The sequence below is a fragment of the Curtobacterium sp. PhB142 genome (assembly GCF_004341255.1).
Classification (GTDB): Bacteria; Actinomycetota; Actinomycetes; order Actinomycetales; family Microbacteriaceae; genus Curtobacterium.
Map to the genome: position 1 here is coordinate 280,303 of NZ_SLUT01000006.1, position 20,654 is coordinate 300,956.

Annotated in this window: 20 protein-coding genes; 18 read left to right on the forward strand and 2 right to left on the reverse strand. The window is 72.2% G+C overall.

From position 1 onward, the window contains the following. Positions 1 to 12: 12 nt before the first annotated feature. From pyrR to EDF31_RS13830, 11 genes are read left to right on the forward strand one after another with little or no spacing between them, the layout of a single operon-like run. Positions 13 to 612 carry a bifunctional pyr operon transcriptional regulator/uracil phosphoribosyltransferase PyrR gene (gene pyrR / locus EDF31_RS13780; protein ID WP_111083911.1) on the forward strand — a complete coding sequence of 200 codons (600 nt, stop codon included), beginning with the start codon at positions 13 to 15 and terminating at the stop codon, positions 610 to 612. Then, positions 612 to 1,571: an aspartate carbamoyltransferase catalytic subunit gene (locus EDF31_RS13785; protein ID WP_111083912.1), complete on the forward strand. Its 960-nt coding sequence runs from the start codon at positions 612 to 614 to the stop codon at positions 1,569 to 1,571. The genes pyrR and EDF31_RS13785 overlap by 1 nt, the downstream gene beginning before the upstream one ends. Next, positions 1,568 to 2,926, forward strand: coding sequence for a dihydroorotase (locus EDF31_RS13790; RefSeq protein ID WP_131846506.1), 1,359 nt, complete (start codon positions 1,568 to 1,570; stop codon positions 2,924 to 2,926). The genes EDF31_RS13785 and EDF31_RS13790 overlap by 4 nt, the downstream gene beginning before the upstream one ends. Continuing rightward, positions 2,923 to 3,486, forward strand: a complete 564-nt coding sequence (locus EDF31_RS13795; RefSeq protein ID WP_131846507.1) for a hypothetical protein — start codon at positions 2,923 to 2,925, stop codon at positions 3,484 to 3,486. The genes EDF31_RS13790 and EDF31_RS13795 overlap by 4 nt, the downstream gene beginning before the upstream one ends. Then, positions 3,483 to 4,682 carry a glutamine-hydrolyzing carbamoyl-phosphate synthase small subunit gene (gene carA, locus EDF31_RS13800; protein WP_123937797.1) on the forward strand — a complete coding sequence of 400 codons (1,200 nt, stop codon included), beginning with the start codon at positions 3,483 to 3,485 and terminating at the stop codon, positions 4,680 to 4,682. Before EDF31_RS13795 ends, carA begins: the two co-directional genes overlap by 4 nt. After that, a complete protein-coding gene (carB, locus tag EDF31_RS13805) occupies positions 4,682 to 7,975 on the forward strand; it encodes a carbamoyl-phosphate synthase large subunit (protein ID WP_131846508.1) in 3,294 nt (1,097 codons plus the stop codon). The genes carA and carB overlap by 1 nt, the downstream gene beginning before the upstream one ends. After that, on the forward strand, positions 7,972 to 8,856 hold the full coding sequence (gene pyrF, locus EDF31_RS13810; RefSeq protein WP_279387368.1) for an orotidine-5'-phosphate decarboxylase: 885 nt from the start codon (positions 7,972 to 7,974) through the stop codon (positions 8,854 to 8,856). The genes carB and pyrF overlap by 4 nt, the downstream gene beginning before the upstream one ends. After that, positions 8,853 to 9,791 carry a guanylate kinase gene (gene gmk / locus EDF31_RS13815; protein ID WP_131846509.1) on the forward strand — a complete coding sequence of 313 codons (939 nt, stop codon included), beginning with the start codon at positions 8,853 to 8,855 and terminating at the stop codon, positions 9,789 to 9,791. The genes pyrF and gmk overlap by 4 nt, the downstream gene beginning before the upstream one ends. A gap of 27 nt (positions 9,792 to 9,818) precedes the next feature. After that, complete coding sequence (rpoZ, locus tag EDF31_RS13820) at positions 9,819 to 10,082, forward strand: DNA-directed RNA polymerase subunit omega (RefSeq protein ID WP_114849971.1); 264 nt, start codon at positions 9,819 to 9,821, stop codon at positions 10,080 to 10,082. A 5-nt stretch (positions 10,083 to 10,087) separates the two neighbouring features. Continuing rightward, positions 10,088 to 11,299, forward strand: coding sequence for a methionine adenosyltransferase (metK, locus tag EDF31_RS13825; RefSeq protein ID WP_111083919.1), 1,212 nt, complete (start codon positions 10,088 to 10,090; stop codon positions 11,297 to 11,299). An 8-nt stretch (positions 11,300 to 11,307) separates the two neighbouring features. Continuing rightward, positions 11,308 to 13,314 (forward strand): primosomal protein N', encoded by a 2,007-nt coding sequence (locus EDF31_RS13830; protein ID WP_123937799.1) that lies wholly within the window; start codon positions 11,308 to 11,310, stop codon positions 13,312 to 13,314. 210 nt (positions 13,315 to 13,524) lie between these two features. On the opposite strand, the gene EDF31_RS13835 is transcribed toward EDF31_RS13830, so the two are convergent. Then, positions 13,525 to 13,980: a DUF4383 domain-containing protein gene (locus tag EDF31_RS13835; RefSeq protein ID WP_131846510.1), complete on the reverse strand. Its 456-nt coding sequence runs from the start codon at positions 13,978 to 13,980 to the stop codon at positions 13,525 to 13,527. A 96-nt stretch (positions 13,981 to 14,076) separates the two neighbouring features. Here EDF31_RS13835 and EDF31_RS13840 point away from each other — a divergent pair, with 96 nt between their 5' ends. Continuing rightward, positions 14,077 to 15,012 (forward strand): methionyl-tRNA formyltransferase, encoded by a 936-nt coding sequence (locus EDF31_RS13840; protein WP_131846511.1) that lies wholly within the window; start codon positions 14,077 to 14,079, stop codon positions 15,010 to 15,012. Continuing rightward, positions 15,009 to 16,595, forward strand: coding sequence for a transcription antitermination factor NusB (locus tag EDF31_RS13845; RefSeq protein ID WP_243650046.1), 1,587 nt, complete (start codon positions 15,009 to 15,011; stop codon positions 16,593 to 16,595). The genes EDF31_RS13840 and EDF31_RS13845 overlap by 4 nt, the downstream gene beginning before the upstream one ends. A gap of 16 nt (positions 16,596 to 16,611) precedes the next feature. On the opposite strand, the gene EDF31_RS13850 is transcribed toward EDF31_RS13845, so the two are convergent. Then, positions 16,612 to 17,265: an NAD(P)H-binding protein gene (locus EDF31_RS13850; protein WP_131846512.1), complete on the reverse strand. Its 654-nt coding sequence runs from the start codon at positions 17,263 to 17,265 to the stop codon at positions 16,612 to 16,614. Between the two features lie 62 nt (positions 17,266 to 17,327). On the opposite strand from EDF31_RS13850, the gene EDF31_RS13855 reads away from it, so the two are divergent. From EDF31_RS13855 to hisF, 5 genes are all read left to right on the forward strand, one after another. Next, the gene (locus EDF31_RS13855) at positions 17,328 to 17,930 is read left to right on the forward strand and encodes a TetR/AcrR family transcriptional regulator (RefSeq protein WP_131846513.1); all 603 of its coding nucleotides are present in this window, start codon (positions 17,328 to 17,330) and stop codon (positions 17,928 to 17,930) included. A gap of 47 nt (positions 17,931 to 17,977) precedes the next feature. Beyond that, a complete protein-coding gene (gene rpe / locus EDF31_RS13860; protein WP_123294325.1) occupies positions 17,978 to 18,637 on the forward strand; it encodes a ribulose-phosphate 3-epimerase in 660 nt (219 codons plus the stop codon). A 59-nt stretch (positions 18,638 to 18,696) separates the two neighbouring features. Further along, entirely contained in the window at positions 18,697 to 18,960 is a 264-nt protein-coding gene (locus EDF31_RS13865; protein WP_131846514.1) for a phosphoribosyl-ATP diphosphatase, read from the forward strand. Positions 18,961 to 19,029: 69 nt separating this feature from the next. Further along, positions 19,030 to 19,869, forward strand: a complete 840-nt coding sequence (hisG, locus tag EDF31_RS13870) for an ATP phosphoribosyltransferase (protein ID WP_131846515.1) — start codon at positions 19,030 to 19,032, stop codon at positions 19,867 to 19,869. Continuing rightward, positions 19,866 to 20,651: an imidazole glycerol phosphate synthase subunit HisF gene (hisF, locus tag EDF31_RS13875; RefSeq protein ID WP_243650048.1), complete on the forward strand. Its 786-nt coding sequence runs from the start codon at positions 19,866 to 19,868 to the stop codon at positions 20,649 to 20,651. Before hisG ends, hisF begins: the two co-directional genes overlap by 4 nt. Positions 20,652 to 20,654 lie beyond the last annotated feature (3 nt).

Below are 20,654 nucleotides of genomic sequence, written 5' to 3' on the forward strand. Positions count from 1 at the left end.
CAGCATCCTTTAATGCCGTCCAGTGAGGCGGGGAAGGGGGTCGACGTGGGTACCAGAACGGTCCTGCAGCAACCCGACATCACGCGCGCTCTGACGCGCATCGCACACGAGATCCTCGAGGCCAACCACGGCGGCTCGGACCTCGTCCTCCTGGGCATCCCGACCCGGGGCGCCGTGCTCGCCGAACGGCTGGGCCGCGTCCTGGCGGACATCGAGCCCGAGTGGCAGTCCGCGCGGGCCGGCATCGGATCCGAACGGGTCGGCACGCTCGACGTGACCATGCACCGGGACGACCTCGGGCACGGCATCGGTCGTGCCCCGCACCGCACGGTGATCCCCGCCGGCGGCATCGACGGCAAGGTCGTCGTGCTCGTCGACGACGTCCTGTACTCCGGTCGCACGGTCCGGGCAGCGCTCGACGCCCTGCAGGGGATCGGCCGGCCGCGCGCCGTCCGGCTCGCCGTGCTCGTCGACCGCGGCCACCGCGAGCTGCCGATCCGCGCGGACCACGTGGGCAAGAACCTGCCGACCGCCTCGGACGAGCGGGTCACCCTGCACCTGTCCGAGACCGACGGCGACGACACCGTGTTCATCGAGCAGGGGGTGGCGTGATGCGGCACCTGCTCTCCACCGCCGACCTGTCGCGCGACCAGGCCGTGCACATCCTCGACGTCGCCGAGGAGATGGCCGAGGTCAACACGCGCGAGGTCCGGAAGCTCCCGGCCCTGCGCGGCAAGACCGTCGTGAACCTGTTCTTCGAGGACTCGACCCGCACGCGCATCTCGTTCGAGGCCGCGGCGAAGCGCCTGTCGGCCGACGTCATCAACTTCGCGGCCAAGGGCTCGAGCGTCTCCAAGGGTGAGTCCCTCAAGGACACCGTGCAGACCCTCGGCGCGATGGGCATCGACGGCATCGTGATGCGGCACGGCGCGTCCGGTGCGCCGCGCGTGCTCGCCGACGCCGACTGGATCGACGTCCCCGTGGTGAACGCCGGCGACGGCACGCACGAGCACCCGACGCAGGCGCTGCTCGACGCCTTCACCATGCGTCGTCGCCTGCACGGTGCCGGGTCGCGTGGACAGGGCCTCGACGGCGTCCGGGTCCTGATCGTCGGCGACGTGCTGCACAGCCGCGTCGCCCGGTCGAACGCGTGGCTGCTCCGGACCCTCGGCGCGAGCGTGACCTTCGCCGCACCGCCGACGCTCCTGCCCGCCACCACGACCCCGTTCGGGGCCGCGGTGCACCACGACCTCGACGCCGCCCTGGCCGAGGACCCGGACGTCGTCATGACGCTCCGGATCCAGCAGGAGCGGATGGACGACGCGTTCTTCCCGAACCCGCGCGAGTACACGCGGCACTGGGGCCTGACGGCTGCGCGGTTCGCGCGACTGTCCGAGCGCACACTGATCATGCACCCCGGTCCGATGAACCGCGGGCTGGAGATCGCCGGCGTCGCTGCCGACGACCCCCGTTCCACCGTGGTCGAGCAGGTCGAGAACGGCGTCTCGGTCCGCATGGCGGTCCTCTACCTGGCCCTGACCGGCACCGAACCGAAGGAGTCCGCAGCATGACCGCTCACCTGATCCGCGGCGCGCAGCTGGTCGACGGCTCGCGCGCCGACATCCGACTGCAGGACGGCCGCATCACGGCGATCGGGTCCGGTGTGGACGCGAGCGGTGCCACGGTCGTCGACGCCGACGGGCTCATCGCCCTGCCGGGTCTCGTCGACCTGCACACCCACCTGCGCGAGCCCGGCCACGAGGAATCCGAGACGGTCCTCACCGGCTCGCGCGCCGCGGCGGCCGGAGGCTTCACCGCCGTCAACGCGATGGCGAACTCGAGCCCGGTCGCCGACACCGCCGGGGTCGTCGAGCAGGTGCAGGCACTCGGCGACGACGCCGGCTACGTCACGGTCCGCCCGATCGGCGCGGTGTCGCAGGGGCTGCAGGGCACGCACCTGTCCGAGATCGGTGCCATGGCGACGAGCAGGGCGAAGGTCCGGGTCTTCTCGGACGACGGCTCGTGCGTGTCCGACCCGCTCCTCATGCGTCGCGCACTCGAGTACATCAAGGGCTTCGGCGGGGTGCTCGCGCAGCACGCGCAGGAACCCCGACTCACCATCGGCGCGCAGATGAACGAGGGCCGTCTGTCGTCGGAGCTCGGCCTCGCGGGCTGGCCGGCCGTGGCGGAAGAGGCGATCATCGCCCGTGACGTCCTGCTCGCCGACCACGTCGGCGCACGACTGCACGTCTGCCACGTGTCGACCGCCGGCAGCGTCGAGGTCATCCGCTGGGCCAAGTCCCGCGGCATCGACGTCACCGCCGAGGTCACCCCGCACCACCTCGTGCTCACCGAGGACCTCATCGCCGGGCACGACGGCGCCCCCGGGTACGACGCCCGCTACAAGGTGAACCCGCCGCTCCGGGCCCGCGAGGACGTCGACGCCCTGCGCGCAGCCCTGGCCGACGGCACCATCGACATCGTCGCGACCGACCACGCACCCCACACCGCCGAGGCGAAGTGCTGCGAGTGGCCCGCGGCGGCGAACGGCATGGTCGGCCTCGAGTCGGCGCTCAGCGTCGTGCAGTCCGCCGTCGTCGCGTCGGGCCAGCTCGACTGGGCCGACGTCGCCCGGGTCCTGTCCGAGGCGCCCGCACGCATCGGCCAGGTCGAGGGCCACGGTCAGCGCATCGCCGAGGGCGCGCCCGCCGAGATCACGCTCTACGACCCGACGGCCAGCCGCGAGTTCGCGGTCGCCGACCTCGCCGGACAGTCGCAGAACTCGCCGTACCTCGGCATGACGCTGCCCGGCCGGGTCGTCGCCACGTTCCACCTGGGGGCGCCGACGGTGCTCGACGGCCGCCTCGTCGACGCCGACACCGTCGCCGCGCACGCCGCTGCGCTCCGGACGGGGGCGCGCGCATGAGCGGCGACGCCGCGCGCTGGTTGCTCGGCGGGGTGATCCTGCTCGCGGTGGCCGCGCTGTTCGTCGCCATGGCGCGCACCTGGCGGACGCGGACCAGGAAGCAAGCGGAATCCGTGCCTCCCGTCCCCGTCCCGACCACGATCGGACCGGCAGTCGGGTCCTGGGACGGTTTCTCCGTCGCGACGACCCGTGCCGACCAGCCGCTGGAACGCATCACCGCCGGCGGACTCGGGTTCCGGGGTCGCGGCGGCGTGCGCGTCCACGCGACCGGTGTGGTCCTGCGACTCGCCGGCGCGGACGACCGCTGGATCGCACGTGCTGCGGTCCGCGGTGCCGACCGCTCGACGTGGGCGATCGACCGGGTGGTCGAGCCCGGGGGACTGGTCCGTCTGCGATGGACGGCGACCGGCGCCGCAGGTGCGACGGACCTCGACACGTACTTCCGGTTCCCGGAGGGCGACGCAGCCGCGCTGCTCGCCCTGCAGGGACTGACCGAGACCGGGCCGCAGGCGACTGCGGCCGATGCCCCGCGAACCGCGGGCGAAGGGAAGAAAGCATGACACGCGAACGGGCCGTCCTGGTCCTCGAAGACGGCACCCGGTACGACGGCTGGGCCTACGGCGCCCGCGGGCGCACGCTCGGCGAGGTGGTCTTCGCGACCGGCATGACCGGCTACCAGGAGACGCTGACCGATCCGTCCTACGCCGGCCAGATCGTGGTGCAGACCGCACCGCACATCGGCAACACCGGCGTCAACGACGAGGACCCCGAGTCCCGTCGCATCTGGGTCGCCGGGTACGTGGTGCGCGACCCCAGCCGCGTGGTCTCGAACCACCGCGCGAACGCGTCGCTCGATGACCACCTGGTGCGCGACGGCATCGTCGGGATCTCCGGCATCGACACCCGCGCCCTCACGCGCCGGATCCGCGACGCCGGCGCCATGAAGGGCGGCGTGTTCAGCGGCGCCGACGCGACGCTTTCGGAGTCGGAGCAGCTGGACGCCGTCCGGTCGCAGGCCACGATGGCCGGCGCGAGCTTCTCGGCGATCGTGTCCACCCCGGAGACCTACGTCGTGCCGGCCGAGGGCGAGCAGATCGGCCGACTGGCCGTGCTCGACCTGGGCGTGAAGGCGTCGACCACCCGCTACCTCGCCCAGCGCGGCTTCGAGGTGCACGTCGTGCCGCAGGACATCTCCGCTGCGGCGCTCGAGGAGCTCGCACCGGACGCCCTGTTCTACTCGAACGGCCCCGGGGACCCCGCGGCGTCGGACGCCCAGGTCGAACTGCTGCAGGGCAGCCTGCGGACCGGTCGCCCGTTCTTCGGCATCTGCTTCGGCAACCAGCTGCTCGGCCGCGCGCTCGGCTTCGGCACCTACAAGCTGCCCTTCGGGCACCGCGGCATCAACCAGCCGGTGCTCGACACCACCACGGGCAAGGTCGAGATCACGAGCCAGAACCACGGCTTCGCGGTCGACGCTCCCCTGGGGCAGGTCCTCGAGTCGCCGGCCGGGTTCGGTCGTGTCGAGGTCTCGCACTACTCGCTGAACGACGACGTGGTCGAGGGCCTGCGGGCGCTCGACGTGCCCGCGTTCAGCGTGCAGTACCACCCCGAGGCCGCCGCTGGTCCGCACGACAGCATGTACCTCTTCGACCGGTTCGCGGACCTGGTGCGCGCGCGACGTGACGGGGAGCCGCTCGACGCGGCCACCGCCGACGCGACCACTCCCGCAGCAGACATCACCAAGGAAGCGAACTGATGCCCAAGCGCGCAGACATCAACTCCGTCCTCGTCATCGGTTCCGGCCCGATCGTCATCGGTCAGGCCGCCGAGTTCGACTACTCCGGCACCCAGGCGTGCCGTGTCCTCCGTGCCGAGGGCGTCCGGGTCATCCTCGTCAACCCGAACCCGGCGACGATCATGACCGACCCCGACTTCGCCGACGCGACCTACATCGAGCCGATCACGAACGCGTGCCTCGAGGAGATCATCCGCATCGAGAAGCCGGACGCCGTCCTGCCGACGCTGGGCGGCCAGACCGCCCTGAACGCGGCGATCGCGCTCGACGAGGCCGGCATCCTCGAGAAGCACGGCGTCGAGCTCATCGGTGCCAAGGTGGACGCCATCCAGCGCGGTGAGGACCGCCAGCTCTTCAAGGAGCTCGTGCTCGAGTCCGGCGCCGACGTGGCCCGGAGCCACATCGCCCACACGCTGGAAGAGGCGAAGGAGTTCGCGAAGGACCTCGGCTACCCGCTCGTCGTCCGCCCGTCCTTCACCATGGGTGGTCTCGGTTCGGGCTTCGCGTACGACGAAGCCGAGCTCGTCCGCTTCGTCGGCGACGGGCTGCAGTCCAGCCCGACGACCGAGGTCCTGCTCGAGGAATCGATCCTCGGCTGGAAGGAGTACGAGCTCGAGCTGATGCGCGACAACTACGACAACACCGTCGTCATCTGCTCCATCGAGAACGTCGACCCTGTCGGCGTGCACACCGGCGACTCGATCACCGTCGCCCCGGCGCTCACGCTCACCGACCGCGAGTACCAGAACATGCGCAACATCGGCATCGACATCATCCGTCGCGTCGGCGTCGACACCGGTGGCTGCAACATCCAGTTCGCCGTCGACCCGTCGAACGGCCGCCTGATCGTCATCGAGATGAACCCGCGCGTCTCCCGTTCGTCGGCCCTGGCGTCGAAGGCCACGGGCTTCCCGATCGCGAAGATCGCCGCGAAGCTCGCCATCGGGTACCGCCTGGACGAGATCCAGAACGACATCACGAAGGTCACCCCGGCCAGCTTCGAGCCGACGCTCGACTACGTGGTCGTGAAGACCCCGCGCTTCGCGTTCGAGAAGTTCCCCGCGGCGGACGCCACGCTCACCACGACGATGAAGAGCGTCGGCGAGGCGATGGCCATCGGTCGCAACTACGCGACGGCGCTGCAGAAGTCGCTGCGGTCGCTCGAGAAGCGGGGCTCGAGCTTCCACTGGGACACCCCGGCGTCGGAGCTCGACAAGGAGGCCCTGCTCGCGAAGTCGTCCATCCCCACCGACGGCCGGATCGTCACGGTGCAGCAGGCCCTGGTCGCCGGCGCCACCGCCGACGAGGTCTTCGAAGCCACGAAGATCGACCCGTGGTTCATCGACCAGATCGTGCTCATCAACGAGGTCGCCGCCGAGGTCGCGGCCGCCGACGAGCTCGACGCGGACACCATCCGCTGGGCCAAGGAGCACGGCTTCAGCGACACCCAGATCGCGGCGCTGCGCAGCACCCCGGAGCACCCGGTCAGCGAGCAGCAGGTCCGCGAAGACCGGCACGCCCTCGGCATCCGCCCCGTCTTCAAGACCGTCGACACCTGCGCCGGCGAGTTCCCGGCCCTGACGCCGTACCACTACTCGTCGTACGACGCCGAGACCGAGGTGGTCGCGAGCGACCGCAAGAAGGTCGTCATCCTGGGCTCCGGCCCGAACCGCATCGGCCAGGGCGTCGAGTTCGACTACTCCTGCGTGCACGCGTCCTTCGCGCTGAGCGACGCCGGGTTCGAGACGATCATGATCAACTGCAACCCCGAGACGGTCTCCACCGACTACGACACCTCGGACCGTCTGTACTTCGAGCCGCTCACGGCCGAGGACGTCCTCGAGGTCATCGAGGCCGAGGCGGCGTCGGGCGAACTCGTCGGCGTCGTCGTGCAGCTCGGCGGGCAGACCGCCCTGGGCCTGGCGAAGCCGCTCGAGGCGGCGGGGATCCCGATCCTCGGCACCAGCCCGACGGCGATCGACTCCGCCGAGGAGCGCGGCCAGTTCTCCGCCATCCTCGACGCCGCGGGGCTGCTCGCGCCGCGCAACGGCACCGCCCACGACCTGGCGAGCGCGACCGCCGTGGCCGAGGAGATCGGCTACCCGGTGCTCGTCCGCCCGTCGTTCGTGCTCGGCGGCCGCGGCATGGAGATCCTGTACGACTCCCCGTCGCTCGCCGACTACTTCGACCGGATGGCCGACCAGGCGATCATCGGCCCGGAGCTCCCGCTGCTCGTCGACCGGTTCCTGGACGACGCGGTGGAGATCGACGTCGACGCGCTCTTCGACGGTGAGCGGCTCTACATCGGCGGCATCATGGAGCACCTGGAAGAGGCCGGCATCCACTCCGGTGACTCCGCGTGCACCCTGCCCCCGGTCGGCCTCGGCCGCGCCGAGATCCAGGGCGTCGTCGACGCGACCGAGAAGATCGCCCGCGGCATCGGCGTGCAGGGGCTGCTCAACGTCCAGTTCGCCATCGGCGCCGGCGTGCTCTACGTCCTCGAGGCGAACCCGCGCGCCAGCCGCACGGTCCCGTTCGTCTCCAAGGCGCTCGGCATCCCGCTGGCCAAGGCCGCGTCCCGCATCATGACCGGCACGAGCGTCGACGAGCTCGTCGCCGAGGGCATGCTGCCGGCCCGCGACGGGGCGTTCGTCCCGATGGAGGCCCCGGTCGCCGTGAAGGAGGCCGTCCTGCCCTTCCGCCGCTTCCGCACCCGCGAGGGTCAGGTCGTCGACTCGGTACTCAGCCCCGAGATGCGCTCCACCGGCGAGGTCATGGGCATCGACCGCGACTTCCCGCGGGCGTTCCTCAAGTCGCAGGACGCCGCGTACGGCGGTCTGCCGACCAGTGGCACGGTCTTCGTGAGCGTCGCGGACACCGACAAGCGCGCCATCGTGCTGCCGGTGCACCGCCTGCAGCAGCTCGGCTTCACGATCATCGCGACCGAGGGCACGGCGGAGATCCTCCGCCGCAACGGCATCGAGGTCGGCATCGTCGGCAAGTACAGCCAGGGCGGCGAGAGCGTCGTCGACCTGCTGACGCGCAACGAGGTCGACATCGTCATCAACACGCCGTCGGGTGCCGCCGGTCGTGCGGACGGGTACGAGATCCGTGCGGCCACGGTCGCAGCGGACAAGCCGCTGTTCACGACGATCGCGCAGATCGGTGCGGCGGTCGCGGCGATCGAGACGATCGGCACGCCGCTCAACGTCCGGAGCCTGCAGGACTACGCGCGGGAGCGCGCCACCTGGTGAGCGAGGGACACACGGGAGGCCCGGCCTCCTTCGGCGATCGGCTCGCGTCCGCGATGCGCGAGCGTTCACCGCTCTGCGTCGGCATCGACCCCCACGCCACCACCCTGGCGGCGTGGGGGCTCGGCCGCGACGAGCAGGGCCTGACGGCCTTCGGCGCGGCCCTGGTCGACGCGGCCGCCGGCCGCGCGGCGATCGTGAAGCCGCAGATCGCCTTCTTCGAGGCGGCGGGGGTGGCGGGCTACCGCGCGCTCGACGCGACGATCCGTCGGGCACGTGATGCGGGCCTCCTGGTCGTCGCCGACGTGAAGCGGGGCGACATCGGGTCGACCGGTGACGACTACGCGCTCGCGTGGCTGGACCGTGACGGGCCGTTCGCGGCCGACGCGATGACGGTGTCGCCGTACCTCGGCTACGGCTCGCTCAGCGGGACGGTCGACGTCGCTCGACGGAACGGTGCCGGGGTCTTCGTGCTCGCCGCGACGAGCAACCCGGAGGCGCGGGTGCTGCAGACCGCGGTCCTGGCGGAGGGCCCGCGTGCCGGGCGGTCCGTGGCTGCCGGTATCGTCTTGGACGTGGCAGACGACAACCGGGCCGCGGGCGACCAGGCCCTCGGCGACGTCGGGCTCGTGCTCGGCGCGACCCTTCACCTCGACGACTTCGGCATCGACGCGGACGCGATCGGCACCGCGCCGGTGCTCGCCCCGGGCTTCGGTGCCCAGGGCGCCCGGATCGAGGACCTCCGTGCGCTATACGGTGCGCGCGCCGAGCAGGTGCTCGTCAGCGAGTCGCGCGGTCTGCTGACCGACGGTCCGGACGGGGTCACGGCACTCGTGTCCGACCGCGCCGACCGGATCCGCGCGGCACTCGGGGCCGCAGCATGACCACCGACGGCGACCGCACCGACGGCACCGACCTGCCGGCCCACCGCACGCCACCGGAGGTCGACCGCGTCGCGGCGGCCCAGGCGGCGGTCGCCGCGCGACGCGCCCGGGCCGCGGTCAAGTCTGCGATCGCGTCGGGGGAGCGCTCAGCACTCGAGGTCGCTCGCTCGGCATGGGACGACGCCCTCGTCGACACGACCTCGGCGGAGCGCTCGCTCCGGGTGCGCGACCTGCTCGTCAGCCTGTCCGGCATCGGCCCGGCGCGTGCCGAGTCGATCATGGGCACGCTGCGCATCGCCCCGTCGAAGCGCCTCGGGGGCCTCGGCACCCGGCAGCGCACGGCCCTGGCCGACTGGCTCGCCGCGCGCGGTCGCAAGCGCGGTGCCTCGAAGCTCGTCGTCCTCGCCGGGCCGACCGCCGTCGGCAAGGGAACGGTGAGCGCGTACATCCGCGAGCAGTACCCGGACGTGAACCTCAGCGTCTCCGCCACCACCCGGAAGCCCCGCCCGGGCGAGGTCGACGGCGTGCACTACTACTTCGTCGACGACGCCGAGTTCGACCGGATGATCCGCGAGCGCGAACTGCTCGAGTGGGCCACGGTGCACAACTCGTACCGGTACGGCACCCCGCGGCCGCCGATCGACCGAGCGCTCGACGCCGGCGAGCGGGTCATGCTCGAGATCGACCTGCAGGGTGCTCGCCAGGTCCGTGACGCCATGCCCGAGGCCGTGCTCGTGTTCCTGCTGCCCCCGACGTGGGAAGAACTGGTGCGTCGACTCATCGGCCGCGGCACCGAGTCGCCCGAGGAACAGGCGCGTCGACTCGACACCGCGAAGGTCGAACTGGCCGCCCAGGACGAGTTCGACGTCCGCATCGTGAACTCCGATGTCGGCACCGCGGCACGACAGGTCGTAGACTTGTTCTCTGCGCCCTGACGGGCGCACCGACGACGAGGAGACTCCATGGCCAACCCCCAGGGCATCATCGACCCGCCCATCGACGACCTGCTCAGCAAGGTCGAGTCGAAGTACGCGCTCGTCATCTTCGCTTCCAAGCGCGCGCGTCAGATCAACGACTACTACGCCGACCTGCACGAGGGCTCGCTCTTCGACAACGTCGGCCCGCTCGTCGACTCGACGATCGACGACAAGCCGCTGTCCGTGGCTCTCCACGAGATCAACGAGGACAAGCTCACCGTCACCAAGCAGCAGCAGCCCTCCGACTGATCCCGGTGACTGCAGCTGCTCTGCGCCTCTTCACGTCCGAGTCGGTGACCGAGGGGCACCCCGACAAGATCTGCGACCAGATCTCGGACAGCATCCTCGACGCACTGCTCACGGTGGACCCGCACGCTCGGGTCGCCGTCGAGACGATGGTGACGACCGGCCTCGTGCACGTCGCCGGCGAGGTCACGACCTCGGGCTACGTCGAGATCCCCAAGCTCGTCCGTGACGTCATCACGGGCATCGGCTACAACTCGTCGGACGTCTCCTTCGACGGTGCCACGTGCGGCGTCGAGGTGTCGATCGGTGCGCAGTCGCCGGACATCGCGCAGGGCGTCGACGAGTCGCTCGACTCCCGCACCGGCGCGGTCGACCCGCTCGACCGCCAGGGTGCCGGCGACCAGGGCATCATGTTCGGCTTCGCGACGAACGAGACCCCCGAGTACATGCCGGTCGCGATCTGGCTCGCCCACCGCCTGGCCGAGCGTCTGGCCGCCGTGCGCAAGTCCGGCGAGCTGGCGTTCCTGCGCCCGGACGGCAAGACGCAGGTCACCGTCGGCTACGACGGCGTCGTGCCGAAGACCGTCGAGACCGTCGTCCTGTCGACGCAGCACTCGCCGAGCGTCACGCTGGAGCAGCTCACCGCCGAGATCACCGAGCACGTGATCCGTCCGGTGCTCGACCTCGTCGACCTCGACTCCTCGCACGTCGACGTCATCGTCAACCCGACGGGTCGCTTCGAGATCGGTGGCCCCCAGGGCGACGCCGGACTCACCGGCCGCAAGGTCATCGTCGACACCTACGGCGGGGCCTCCCGTCACGGTGGCGGCGCCTTCAGCGGCAAGGACCCGTCCAAGGTCGACCGCTCGGCGGCGTACGCGCTGCGCTGGGTCGCGAAGAACGCGGTCGCCGCAGGCCTCGCCGACCGGCTCGAGGTGCAGGTCGCCTACGCGATCGGCCGCGCGAAGCCCGTCGGGCTCTACGTCGAGACCTTCGGCACCGGACACGTCGACGACGCCACGATCGAAGCCGCGATCCGCCAGGTCTTCGACCTGCGTCCGGCCGCGATCATCCGCGACCTCGACCTGCTCCGTCCGATCTACGCGCAGACCGCGACGTACGGACACTTCGGCCGCGAGCTCCCCGGGTTCACCTGGGAGCAGCTCGACCGCGTCGAGGAACTCCGCGCCGCCGCAGGGCTCGTCACCGCCGCCGTCTGAGGCACCGCGTGACCACCGTCGCGCGCGTCGTCCTCGACTCGCCGCTCCCGCAGTTGGACCGTCTGTTCGACTACCGGGTGCCGGCCGAGCTCGAGGACGACTGCGTGCCGGGGGTCCGCGTGAAGGTCCCGCTCCGCACCGGGGCCCGGATGTCCGACGGCTACGTCGTCGAGATCGTCGACGAGGGCGACTACCCGGGTGAACTCAGCGCGATCGAGACGCTGGTGTCACCCGTCCCGGTCCTGGCGCCGGAGATCTGGAAGCTCGCCCGCGCCGTGGCCGACCGTGCCGCCGGTGTGGCGTCCGACGTCCTGCGCCTGGCCGTGCCGACCCGTCAGGTCCGCGCCGAGAAGGCCTGGCTCGCGCGGGACACCTCGTGGTCTCCGCCCCCGGTGTCCGCACCGCCGGTGACCGGCTACACCCCGGGCATGCTCGAAGGCGTGATCGCCGAGCACGATCGCGCTGCGGTCGCCGCCGTTCCCCACCCCGTGGCGCTGGCCGGGCCCACCAGCGACGAGGGCGACGGCGATTCCGATCCGATCTGGGTGCCGGGCTGGGCCGCCACCCTCGCCCAGGCCGCCGCCCACACGCTGGCGAGCGAGCAGTCCGCCGTCATCGCCGTCCCCGACTTCCGCGACGTGATCGACCTCGAGCGCGCGCTGCTCGCGGTGCTGCCGCCGGAACGGGTCGTGCGCTTCGACGCCAAGCAGACGAACGGGCAGCGGGCCAAGGCACTGCTGCAGGCGCGGACGCACCCCGTCGTCGCGATCGGCAACCGCACGGCGGTGTACGCGCCGGCGACCGACCTCGGGCTCATCGCGATGTGGGACGACGGCGACGCCTCGTTCATCGAGCAGCGCGCGCCGTACGTGCACACGCGTGACGTGGCCCTCGTGCGGGCTGCGCAGTCGGGTGCCGCACTGCTGTTCGTCTCGCACGCGCGCAGCACCGACGTGCAGCGGCTCGTCGAACTGCACTGGCTGCAGGACGTCACGCCGTTCCGGGTGAAGACCCCGAAGGTCATCCCCACCGTGCAGCAGACCTCGGCCGAGGGGTACGCCGCGCAGGCACGAATCCCGAGCTCCGCGTGGCGTGCCGCGCGCGAGGCCAGCCAGCACGGCCCGGTGCTCGTGCAGGTCGCGAGCCCCGGGTTCGGCACCGGACTCGTCTGCGCGGAGTGCGGTGAGCGGGCGCACTGCCGCATCTGCGGCGGTCCGCTCGGCAGTCCGCACCGCGGTGCCACGCCGCAGTGCCGGTTCTGCGGTGCCCTCGCCGTGGGGTTCCGCTGCCCGACGTGCGGCAACGGCACCGTGAAGCCCGTGGGACAGGGCGCCCAACGCACCGCCGACGAACTCGGGCGGGCGTTCCCCGGCACCCGGATCGTGGTGGCCGACGGCTCACGCCCGCTCGACGAGGTGCCCGCGCGGCCCTCCGTCGTCGTCGCGACCCGTGGCGCCGAGCCGAGCGTGCCCGGGGGCTACGCGTGCGTCCTGCTGCTCGACGGCGAGAAGATGCTCGCGCGCGAAGGGCTGCGCGTGCAGGAGGACGTGCTCCGGTTCTGGACGAACGCCGCCGCGAAGGGTGCTCCCGGGGCCGAGGCGTACCTGGTCGGCATCGGCGGCAAGCTCGCGACGGCGATGGCGCTCTGGCGGCTCGACGGTCCCGCGCACGACGAACTCACCGACCGGCGCGAACTGCACTTCCCGCCGGCGGTCCGCGTCGCGACGATGACCGGTACCGACGAGGCCGTCACCGCCGCGGTCGAGGCCCTCGAGGGGGCGACCGCGGGCCCGGTGCTCGGCCCGGTCCCCGTCGAGGACGACGCCCTGCCGGGCACGGTCCGGGCGATCGTGCGGTTCCCGTACGCCCACGGTGCCGAGGTCGCGGCGACCCTGAAGGCCGAGGTCATCCGGCGGTCGTCGACCCGGCGGGTCCTGAAGGGCGGCAACCGGCGTCGGGCGGCACCGACGCTGCGGGTCCGGCTCGACGACGCCGAACCCTTCAGCGAGGTCTGACCCGCACCGGCCGTCGGGGCGGGGCCTCCGTGGCGGAGTTGCGCCGCGCCTCCCGGGCCGTGTGCGTTCGCATCTTGCGACGTTCCACGCGTCGATCACCTCGTGTTCTGTCGGCCGATGCGCACGCACCCGATGCGTGTGCACCTTCCGACGAACCACGCGTCGATCGACGAGTGGTTCGTCGCGAAACGAGTCCGCCGCGCAGCAGCGTCAGGCGCGCACGGCCCGCCCGCCGACGCGCGGGAACACCACGCCGAGCGCGACCATCCCGACCGCGAGCACGAGGTGCAGCCAGTTGTCCGCCCAGTTCAGCGGCACGAAGTTCGCGCCGAACGAGTGCCCGGCGGTGAACAGCCCGTAGACCCAGAGCACGAAGTAGACGACCCCGCCGAGCACCAGGTACATCCGCGAGCCGGTGGCGTACCCCGCCGCGAGCACCCCGACGACCCCGAACAGCAGGTGCACGACGTTGTGCAGCACCGACACCTGGAAGACCCCGAGCAGCATCGCCATCGACCCGTGGCCGGCACCCGCGAGCGAGCCGGACGTCAGCCCGGGCACGAACCCGGCGATGCCGACGAGCAGGAACACGACGCCGACGAGCAGCGCGACCTTCTGGATGCTGGACCCTGCGAAGCGGTCGGTGGGCGTGGTGACGTCGGACATGGGAACCCCTCTCGTGCTGTGCCGCAGACCGTACCCACCCGGCGCGGGCCTGGTTCGGGTCAGTCCACCGAGCGCGCGCGTGGGAGGATCGAACCCATGCGTCTCGTCGTCGCCGGCAGCCCCGCTGCGGCCGTCCCCACCCTCCGCCGCCTGGCGGCGTCCGACCACGAGATCGCCGCGGTCCTCACGCGTCCGCCGACACCGCAGGGCCGGAAGCGCGTCCTGACGCCGACACCGGTCGCGCAGGTCGCCGCGGAGCTCGGACTGCCCGTCATCGAGGCCAGCCGCGTCGACGACGACGTCACCGCGCGCATCGCCGACCTCGACGTCGACCTCGGTGTCATCGTCGCCTACGGCGCGTTGCTCCGCCGTCCCGCGCTCGACGCCCCGCGCCTCGGCTGGGTCAACCTGCACTTCTCCGACCTGCCGGCGTACCGCGGCGCGGCGCCGGTCCAGCGGGCCGTGATGGCGGGGGACACCCGCACCGCCGCGTCGGTCTTCCAGCTCGTCGAGGCGCTCGACGCCGGCCCGGTGTTCGCGGCGGACCCGTTCACGATCGACCCGGAGGCCACCGCAGGCGAGGTCCTCTCCGCCATGGCGGAGTCCGGCGCCGAGACCGTCGCCCGGGTGGTCGACGCCATCGCCGCCGGCACGGCCGTCGCGACCGAACAGACCGGCGAGCCGACGCTCGCGCCGAAGACCACCATCGACGACGGGCGCATCGACTTCGGTGCTCCGGCGGCGGTCGTACACGCCCGTCTGCGCGGGGTCACCCCCGAGCCCGGCGCGTACGCCCACCTCGGCGAGACCCGCGTGAAGCTGCTCCGCAGCAACCGCCTGACAGGAGGCCCCGCGGACCCCGCCCCGCAGCTCGCGCCCGGTGCGCTGGCACTCCACGGCGGTCGGCTGCTGGTCGGGACCGGTGACACTCCGCTGGCGCTGCTCGAGGTGCAGCCGGCCGGCAAGAAGGCGATGGACGCCGCTGCCTGGGCCCGAGGCCTGGGCGAACTGGACGGGAAGGTCCTCGCATGAGCCAGCCGACGAACACCCGGGGCGCCCGCCGCGGTCCCCGCCCCGCGAACGCCCGTCGTGTCGCGTTCGACGTGCTCCGCGCCGTGCAGGTCGACGACGCGTACGCGAACCTGCTGCTGCCGACACGCATCCGTCGCGCCGGCCTCACCGCGCGCGACGCCGCGTTCGCCACCGAGCTCACCTACGGCTCGATCCGGATGCTCGGTCGCTACGACGTCATCATCGCGCTGGCGTCGGGTCGTCGGCCGGAGAACATCGAGGCCGACGTCCTCGACGTGATGCGGCTCGGCGCCCACCAGCTGCTCGCCATGCGCACCCCGACGCACGCCGCGGTCGACGCCACGGTCGAGCTCGCCCGCGAAGTCGGTGCCCGCCGTGCCACCGGCTTCGTCAACGCCGTGATGCGCAAGATCGCCGCGCGTACCGACGACGAGTGGGACGCGCAGATCACCGAGGGCCGTGGTGGCGACGCCCTGCTCGCCACGCGCTGGTCGCACCCGGTCTGGGTCGTCTCGGCCCTGCGCGACGCCCTCGCCGCCGAACGCTCCCGCGACGAGCTCGCCGCCCTGCTCGCCGCCGACAACGCCGCGCCCCGGGTGCAGCTCGCGGCGCTGCCCGGGCTCGCCACCGACGAGGACATCGCCACCGCGACCGCGCGCACGGTGCCCGACGAGGACGCCGACGCCGACGACGACGCCGATGCCGCGTTCGCCGACGCGACCGGCGCGGCGGACGTGCCAGCGGCCCTGGTGCCCGCCGACGACGAACCGGAGGCCGACGGCGCGACCGGCACCGTGCCTCCCGTCCGGACCGCCGACCCCGTGCCGGCCGCTGATGCCCTGCCGGTCTCGCCCGTCGGGATCCGCGGCATCTCCGGTGACCCCGCGCGCGTGCCGGGCGTCGCTGCCGGGCGCCTGCGCGTGCAGGACGAGGGTTCGCAGCTCGCCGCCCTCGCGCTGAGCCGGTCGTCCGCGGTGCGCGAGGGCGAGCGCTGGCTCGACATGTGCGCCGGCCCCGGCGGTAAGGCCGCGCTGCTCGCCGCCGAGGCGCAGCAGGGCGGCGCGACCCTCGTCGCGAACGAACTCGTGCCTGCACGTGCCGGACTCGTGCGGAACGCCCTCGGGGTGTTCGGTGACCACGTCCGCGTCGTCGAGGGCGACGCCCGGCGCTACGGCCGCGACGGCACCGGGATGACCTTCGACCGCATCCTGCTCGACGCGCCGTGCACCGGCCTCGGCGCCCTGCGTCGGCGTCCGGAAGCGCGCTGGCGGAAGACCCCCGAGGACGTCCAGGAACTCGCGGTGCTGCAGACCGAGCTGCTCGACGCCGCGGTCCGGGTGCTCGCACCGGGTGGGACGCTTGCGTACGTGACGTGTTCGCCGCACCTGGCCGAGACGCGTGGCCAGGTCGACGCGCTGATGGGGCGGCACGGGGAAGTCCTCGAGCAGCTCGACACCGCGACGATCGTCCGGGGGGTCGCCGCGCGCGACCCGGAGATCGCGGACGGCAACACGGCGCAGCTCTGGCCGCACCGGGTCGGCACCGACGCGATGTTCATCGCGCTGTTCCGTCGCGTGGGCTGAGCGCGTCGCCCGGCGTTCAGGCCGCTCGCCGGTAGGCGCTGCCGTCGCAGGTGTGCACGGCCGTGTCGTCGAACAGCGCCCGCAGGTTGTACGCGGCGCAGTCCCGGAACGTGCCGATGCTGATCCACCGCGCCGACCGGCGGAGCTCGCCCTTCGTGGGACCGTCCGAGCCGATGCCGGCCCGGTGGACGGTCCAGGCGATGTCCTGCGCGTCGGCGTCGAGGTAGCGCATCACCGCCTCGTTGTCCGCGTGCTGGCCGCGGTAGTCCCGCGCGATCGTCGACCGGACGACGCGGAGCACGGGGGCGAGCCGCTTGCCGGGAGGGGCGCTCAGCCCGCCGGCCTGGTACAGCAGGCGCCGGGTGCCGTTCCGGCGCATGGCGGGGACGAGGGCGCGGACGAACTGCGTGTTGACGGGGCGCTCGCGTTGCGCGGTGACGTCCCCGAGCATCACGACCACGCCGGTCACGCCGTCGAGCAGCGCGTCGAGGTCGAGGTCGTCGGTGACCGAGCCGCGCACGACCTGCAGGTCGTCGTGCTGGACGGCCAGCTTCGACGGCGTCCGTGCGACTGCTCGGACTCGGTGACCGGCGTCGAGCGCGAGTCGGGTGAAGTGCTGGCCGGTCTGGCCGGTCGCGCCGAACACGAGGAGGGTCTGATCTGCAGGCATCTGGCCAAACTAGGCGATGCCTAGAAAATAGTCAATGCCTAGTTCGGGTCTAGGATGTCCTCATGACCGAGCGGCCCTTCCACCACGGGAACCTGCGGGCAGTGCTGCTCGACGAGGCCGTCGCGGTGCTGCGGGAGTCCGGGGCCGACGGACTCTCGCTCCGCGACCTCGCCCGTCGCGCCGGGGTCAGCCACGGCGCCCCCCGGAGCCACTTCGTCGATCGGCAGGCGCTCCTCGACGCCCTCGCCGAACTCGGCTTCGACCGGCTGACCGCTGCCGTGCGCCGGGCACTGTCGGGTGCCGACGGGCTGGAGGACCGGTTCCGCCGGGTCGCCCTGGCGTACGTGGACTTCGCGATCGACGACGCGGCGCTGATGGACCTCATGTTCCAGGCGAAGACGACCAGCCGGACGGGCCCCGTGCAGGCTGCTGCGGAGTCGTTGTTCGCCGTGCTCGAGGGTGCCGTGGGAACCGCGGCGGCAGGGGACGACGGTGCGGACGCCCGACTCCTCTTCAAGCTCCTGTTCGCGGCGACCATGCAGGGGATCGCCACCCTGGTCGTCTCGCACCGGATCGACCGGGCGCAGGGCGAACGGCTCGTCGACGCCGCGCTCGAGACGATGCTCGGCTCGGAGCTCGGCACCCGGGTGGTCGGCGGGCGCTGACGTCGCCGCGGAGCGGCCCGGCAGGCTCGCGCCGGTAGGCTTGCCCGGTGACGATCCGCATCTCGCCGAGCATCCTGTCCGCCGACTTCGCGAACCTCGAGCGTGAACTCCACCGCATCGAGACCGCCGACCTGGTGCACGTCGACGTGATGGACAACCACTTCGTGCCGAACCTGACGCTCGGGCTGCCGATCGTCGAGCGCCTGCAGCAGGTCTCCCCGGTGCCGCTCGACGTGCACCTCATGATCACCGACGCCGACGTCAACGCACCGAAGTACGCCGAGACCGGTGCGTCGAGCGTGACGTTCCACTTCGAGGCTGCGGACGACCCCGTGGCCACGGCCGCCGCGATCCGCTCGAACGGGGCCCGTGCCGCCGTCGCGGTGAAGCCCGGCACCCCGATCACGCAGGTGCTGCACCACCTCGACGCCTACGACATGATCCTGCTCATGACCGTCGAGCCCGGCTTCGGCGGGCAGTCGTTCATGCCCTCCGTGATGCCGAAGCTCGCCGACGCCCGTGCGGCGGTCGACGCCTCGGGCCTCGACGTGTGGCTCGAGGTCGACGGCGGCATCTCGGTGGACACCGTCCCCGAGGCCGTGCGCAGCGGCGCCGACACGCTCGTCGCCGGGTCGGCCGTGTACGGCGGTGAGCCCGCCGCGCGGATCACGGACCTGCGCGAAGCGGCCGCACGGGCGCGGGCATGAGCGCGACCCGTCCGGACGGTACGTCGGCAGCGTCAGCGGAGACCGGTAGCCTGGACCGCGTGAAGACGTTCGACGACCTGTTCCAGGAGCTCACCGAGAAGGCGCGCATGCGCCCCGAGGGCTCCGGCACCGTCGCCGAACTGGACGCCGGCGTGCACCAGATCGGCAAGAAGATCGTAGAAGAAGCGGCCGAGGTCTGGATGGCGGCCGAGTACGAGGGCGACGAGCGCACCTCGGAGGAGATCTCGCAGCTCGTGTACCACCTGCAGGTCCTCATGGTCGCGAAGGGGCTGTCCCCGGCGGACATCTGGCGACATCTGTAGGACGCGCTCGGGCCCGCCCGTGCACCGACCTCGATCCGCCACGACCCCGACCAGAAAGCAGACCCCCTGATGCTCCGCATCGCCGTGCCCAACAAGGGCTCCCTGTCCGAGACCGCGTCCGACATGCTGTGCGAGGCCGGGTACGCCGGTCGCCGCGACCCTAAGGCGCTGCACCTGCTCGACGAGCGCAACGGCGTCGAGTTCTTCTTCCTGCGCCCGCGGGACATCGCGACCTACGTCGGCTCCGGCGCACTCGACGTCGGGATCACCGGCCGTGACCTGCTGCTCGACTCCGGTTCCGAGGCGCACGAGGTCGATGCGCTCGGCTTCGCCGACTCCACCTTCCGCTTCGCCGGCACGCCCGGCAGGTACAGCACCCTGCAGGACCTCGACGGCGTCCGCGTCGCCACGAGCTACCCGGGCCTGGTCGGCGACTTCCTCGCCCGCCACGGGGTGACGGCGACGCTCGTCAAGCTCGACGGGGCGGTCGAGAGCGCGGTGCGTCTCGGTGTCGCCGACGCCGTGGCCGACGTGGTGTCGACGGGCAGCACGCTGCGGCAGGCCGGCCTCGAGATCTTCGGTCCGGTCATCCTCGAGTCGACCGCGCTGCTGGTGTCGACCGACGAGACGATCCCGGGCATCGACGTGCTCCGCCGTCGACTGCAGGGCGTGCTCGTCGCCCGCGGCTACGTCATGCTCGACTACGACATCCCCACCGCGCTGCTCGAGCAGGCGACGGCCGTCGCGTCCGGCATCGAGTCGCCGACGGTCTCGCCGCTGCACGGCCGCGACTGGTCCGCGGTGCGCGTGATGATCCCGCGCGACGACGCGAACCTCATCATGGACGCCCTGTACGACCTCGGTGCCCGCGCCATCCTCGTCAGCCCGATCCACGCGGCACGACTTTGACCGCGGCAGCCACGGCGCCGGGCGGCGTGGCCGTCCGCGTCATCCCGTGCCTCGACGTCAAGGGCGGCCGGGTCGTCAAGGGCGTGAACTTCCTCGACCTGCAGGACGCCGGTGACCCGGTCGAGCTCGCCGCGCGTTACTACGAGCAGGGCGCCGACGAGCTGACCTTCCTCGACGTCGGTGCCACGGTCGAGAACCGCGCCACGATGTACGACACGGTCACCCGCACCGCCGAGCAGGTCTTCATCCCGCTCACGGTCGGTGGCGGCGTCCGTTCCGTCGACGACGTGTCCCGCCTGCAGCAGTGCGGCGCGGACAAGATCGGCGTGAACAGCGCCGCGATCGCCCGGCCCGACCTCGTCGGCGAGATCGCCGACCGGTTCGGCGCGCAGGCCGTGGTGCTGTCGCTCGACGTCAAGCGTTCCGACCGAACTGCGTCCGGCTTCGTGGTCACCACGCACGGCGGCCGCACCGAGACCGACATCGACGCGATCGCCTGGGCGCGCGACGCCGTCGAGCGGGGCGCGGGGGAGCTGCTCGTCAACTCCATCGACGCGGACGGCACGAAGAACGGGTTCGACCTCGAACTCGTCGCCGCGGTGCGGTCGGTCGCGCGGGTCCCGGTCATCGCCTCGGGAGGCGCGGGTCGGGTCGAGCACTTCGCCCCCGCCGTCGACGCGGGTGCGGATGCCCTCCTCGCCGCGTCCGTCTTCCACCGTGGCGAGATGACGGTGGGCGACGTCAAGGCCGCGCTGCGCGCGACCGGCCACGCCGTCCGCTGAACC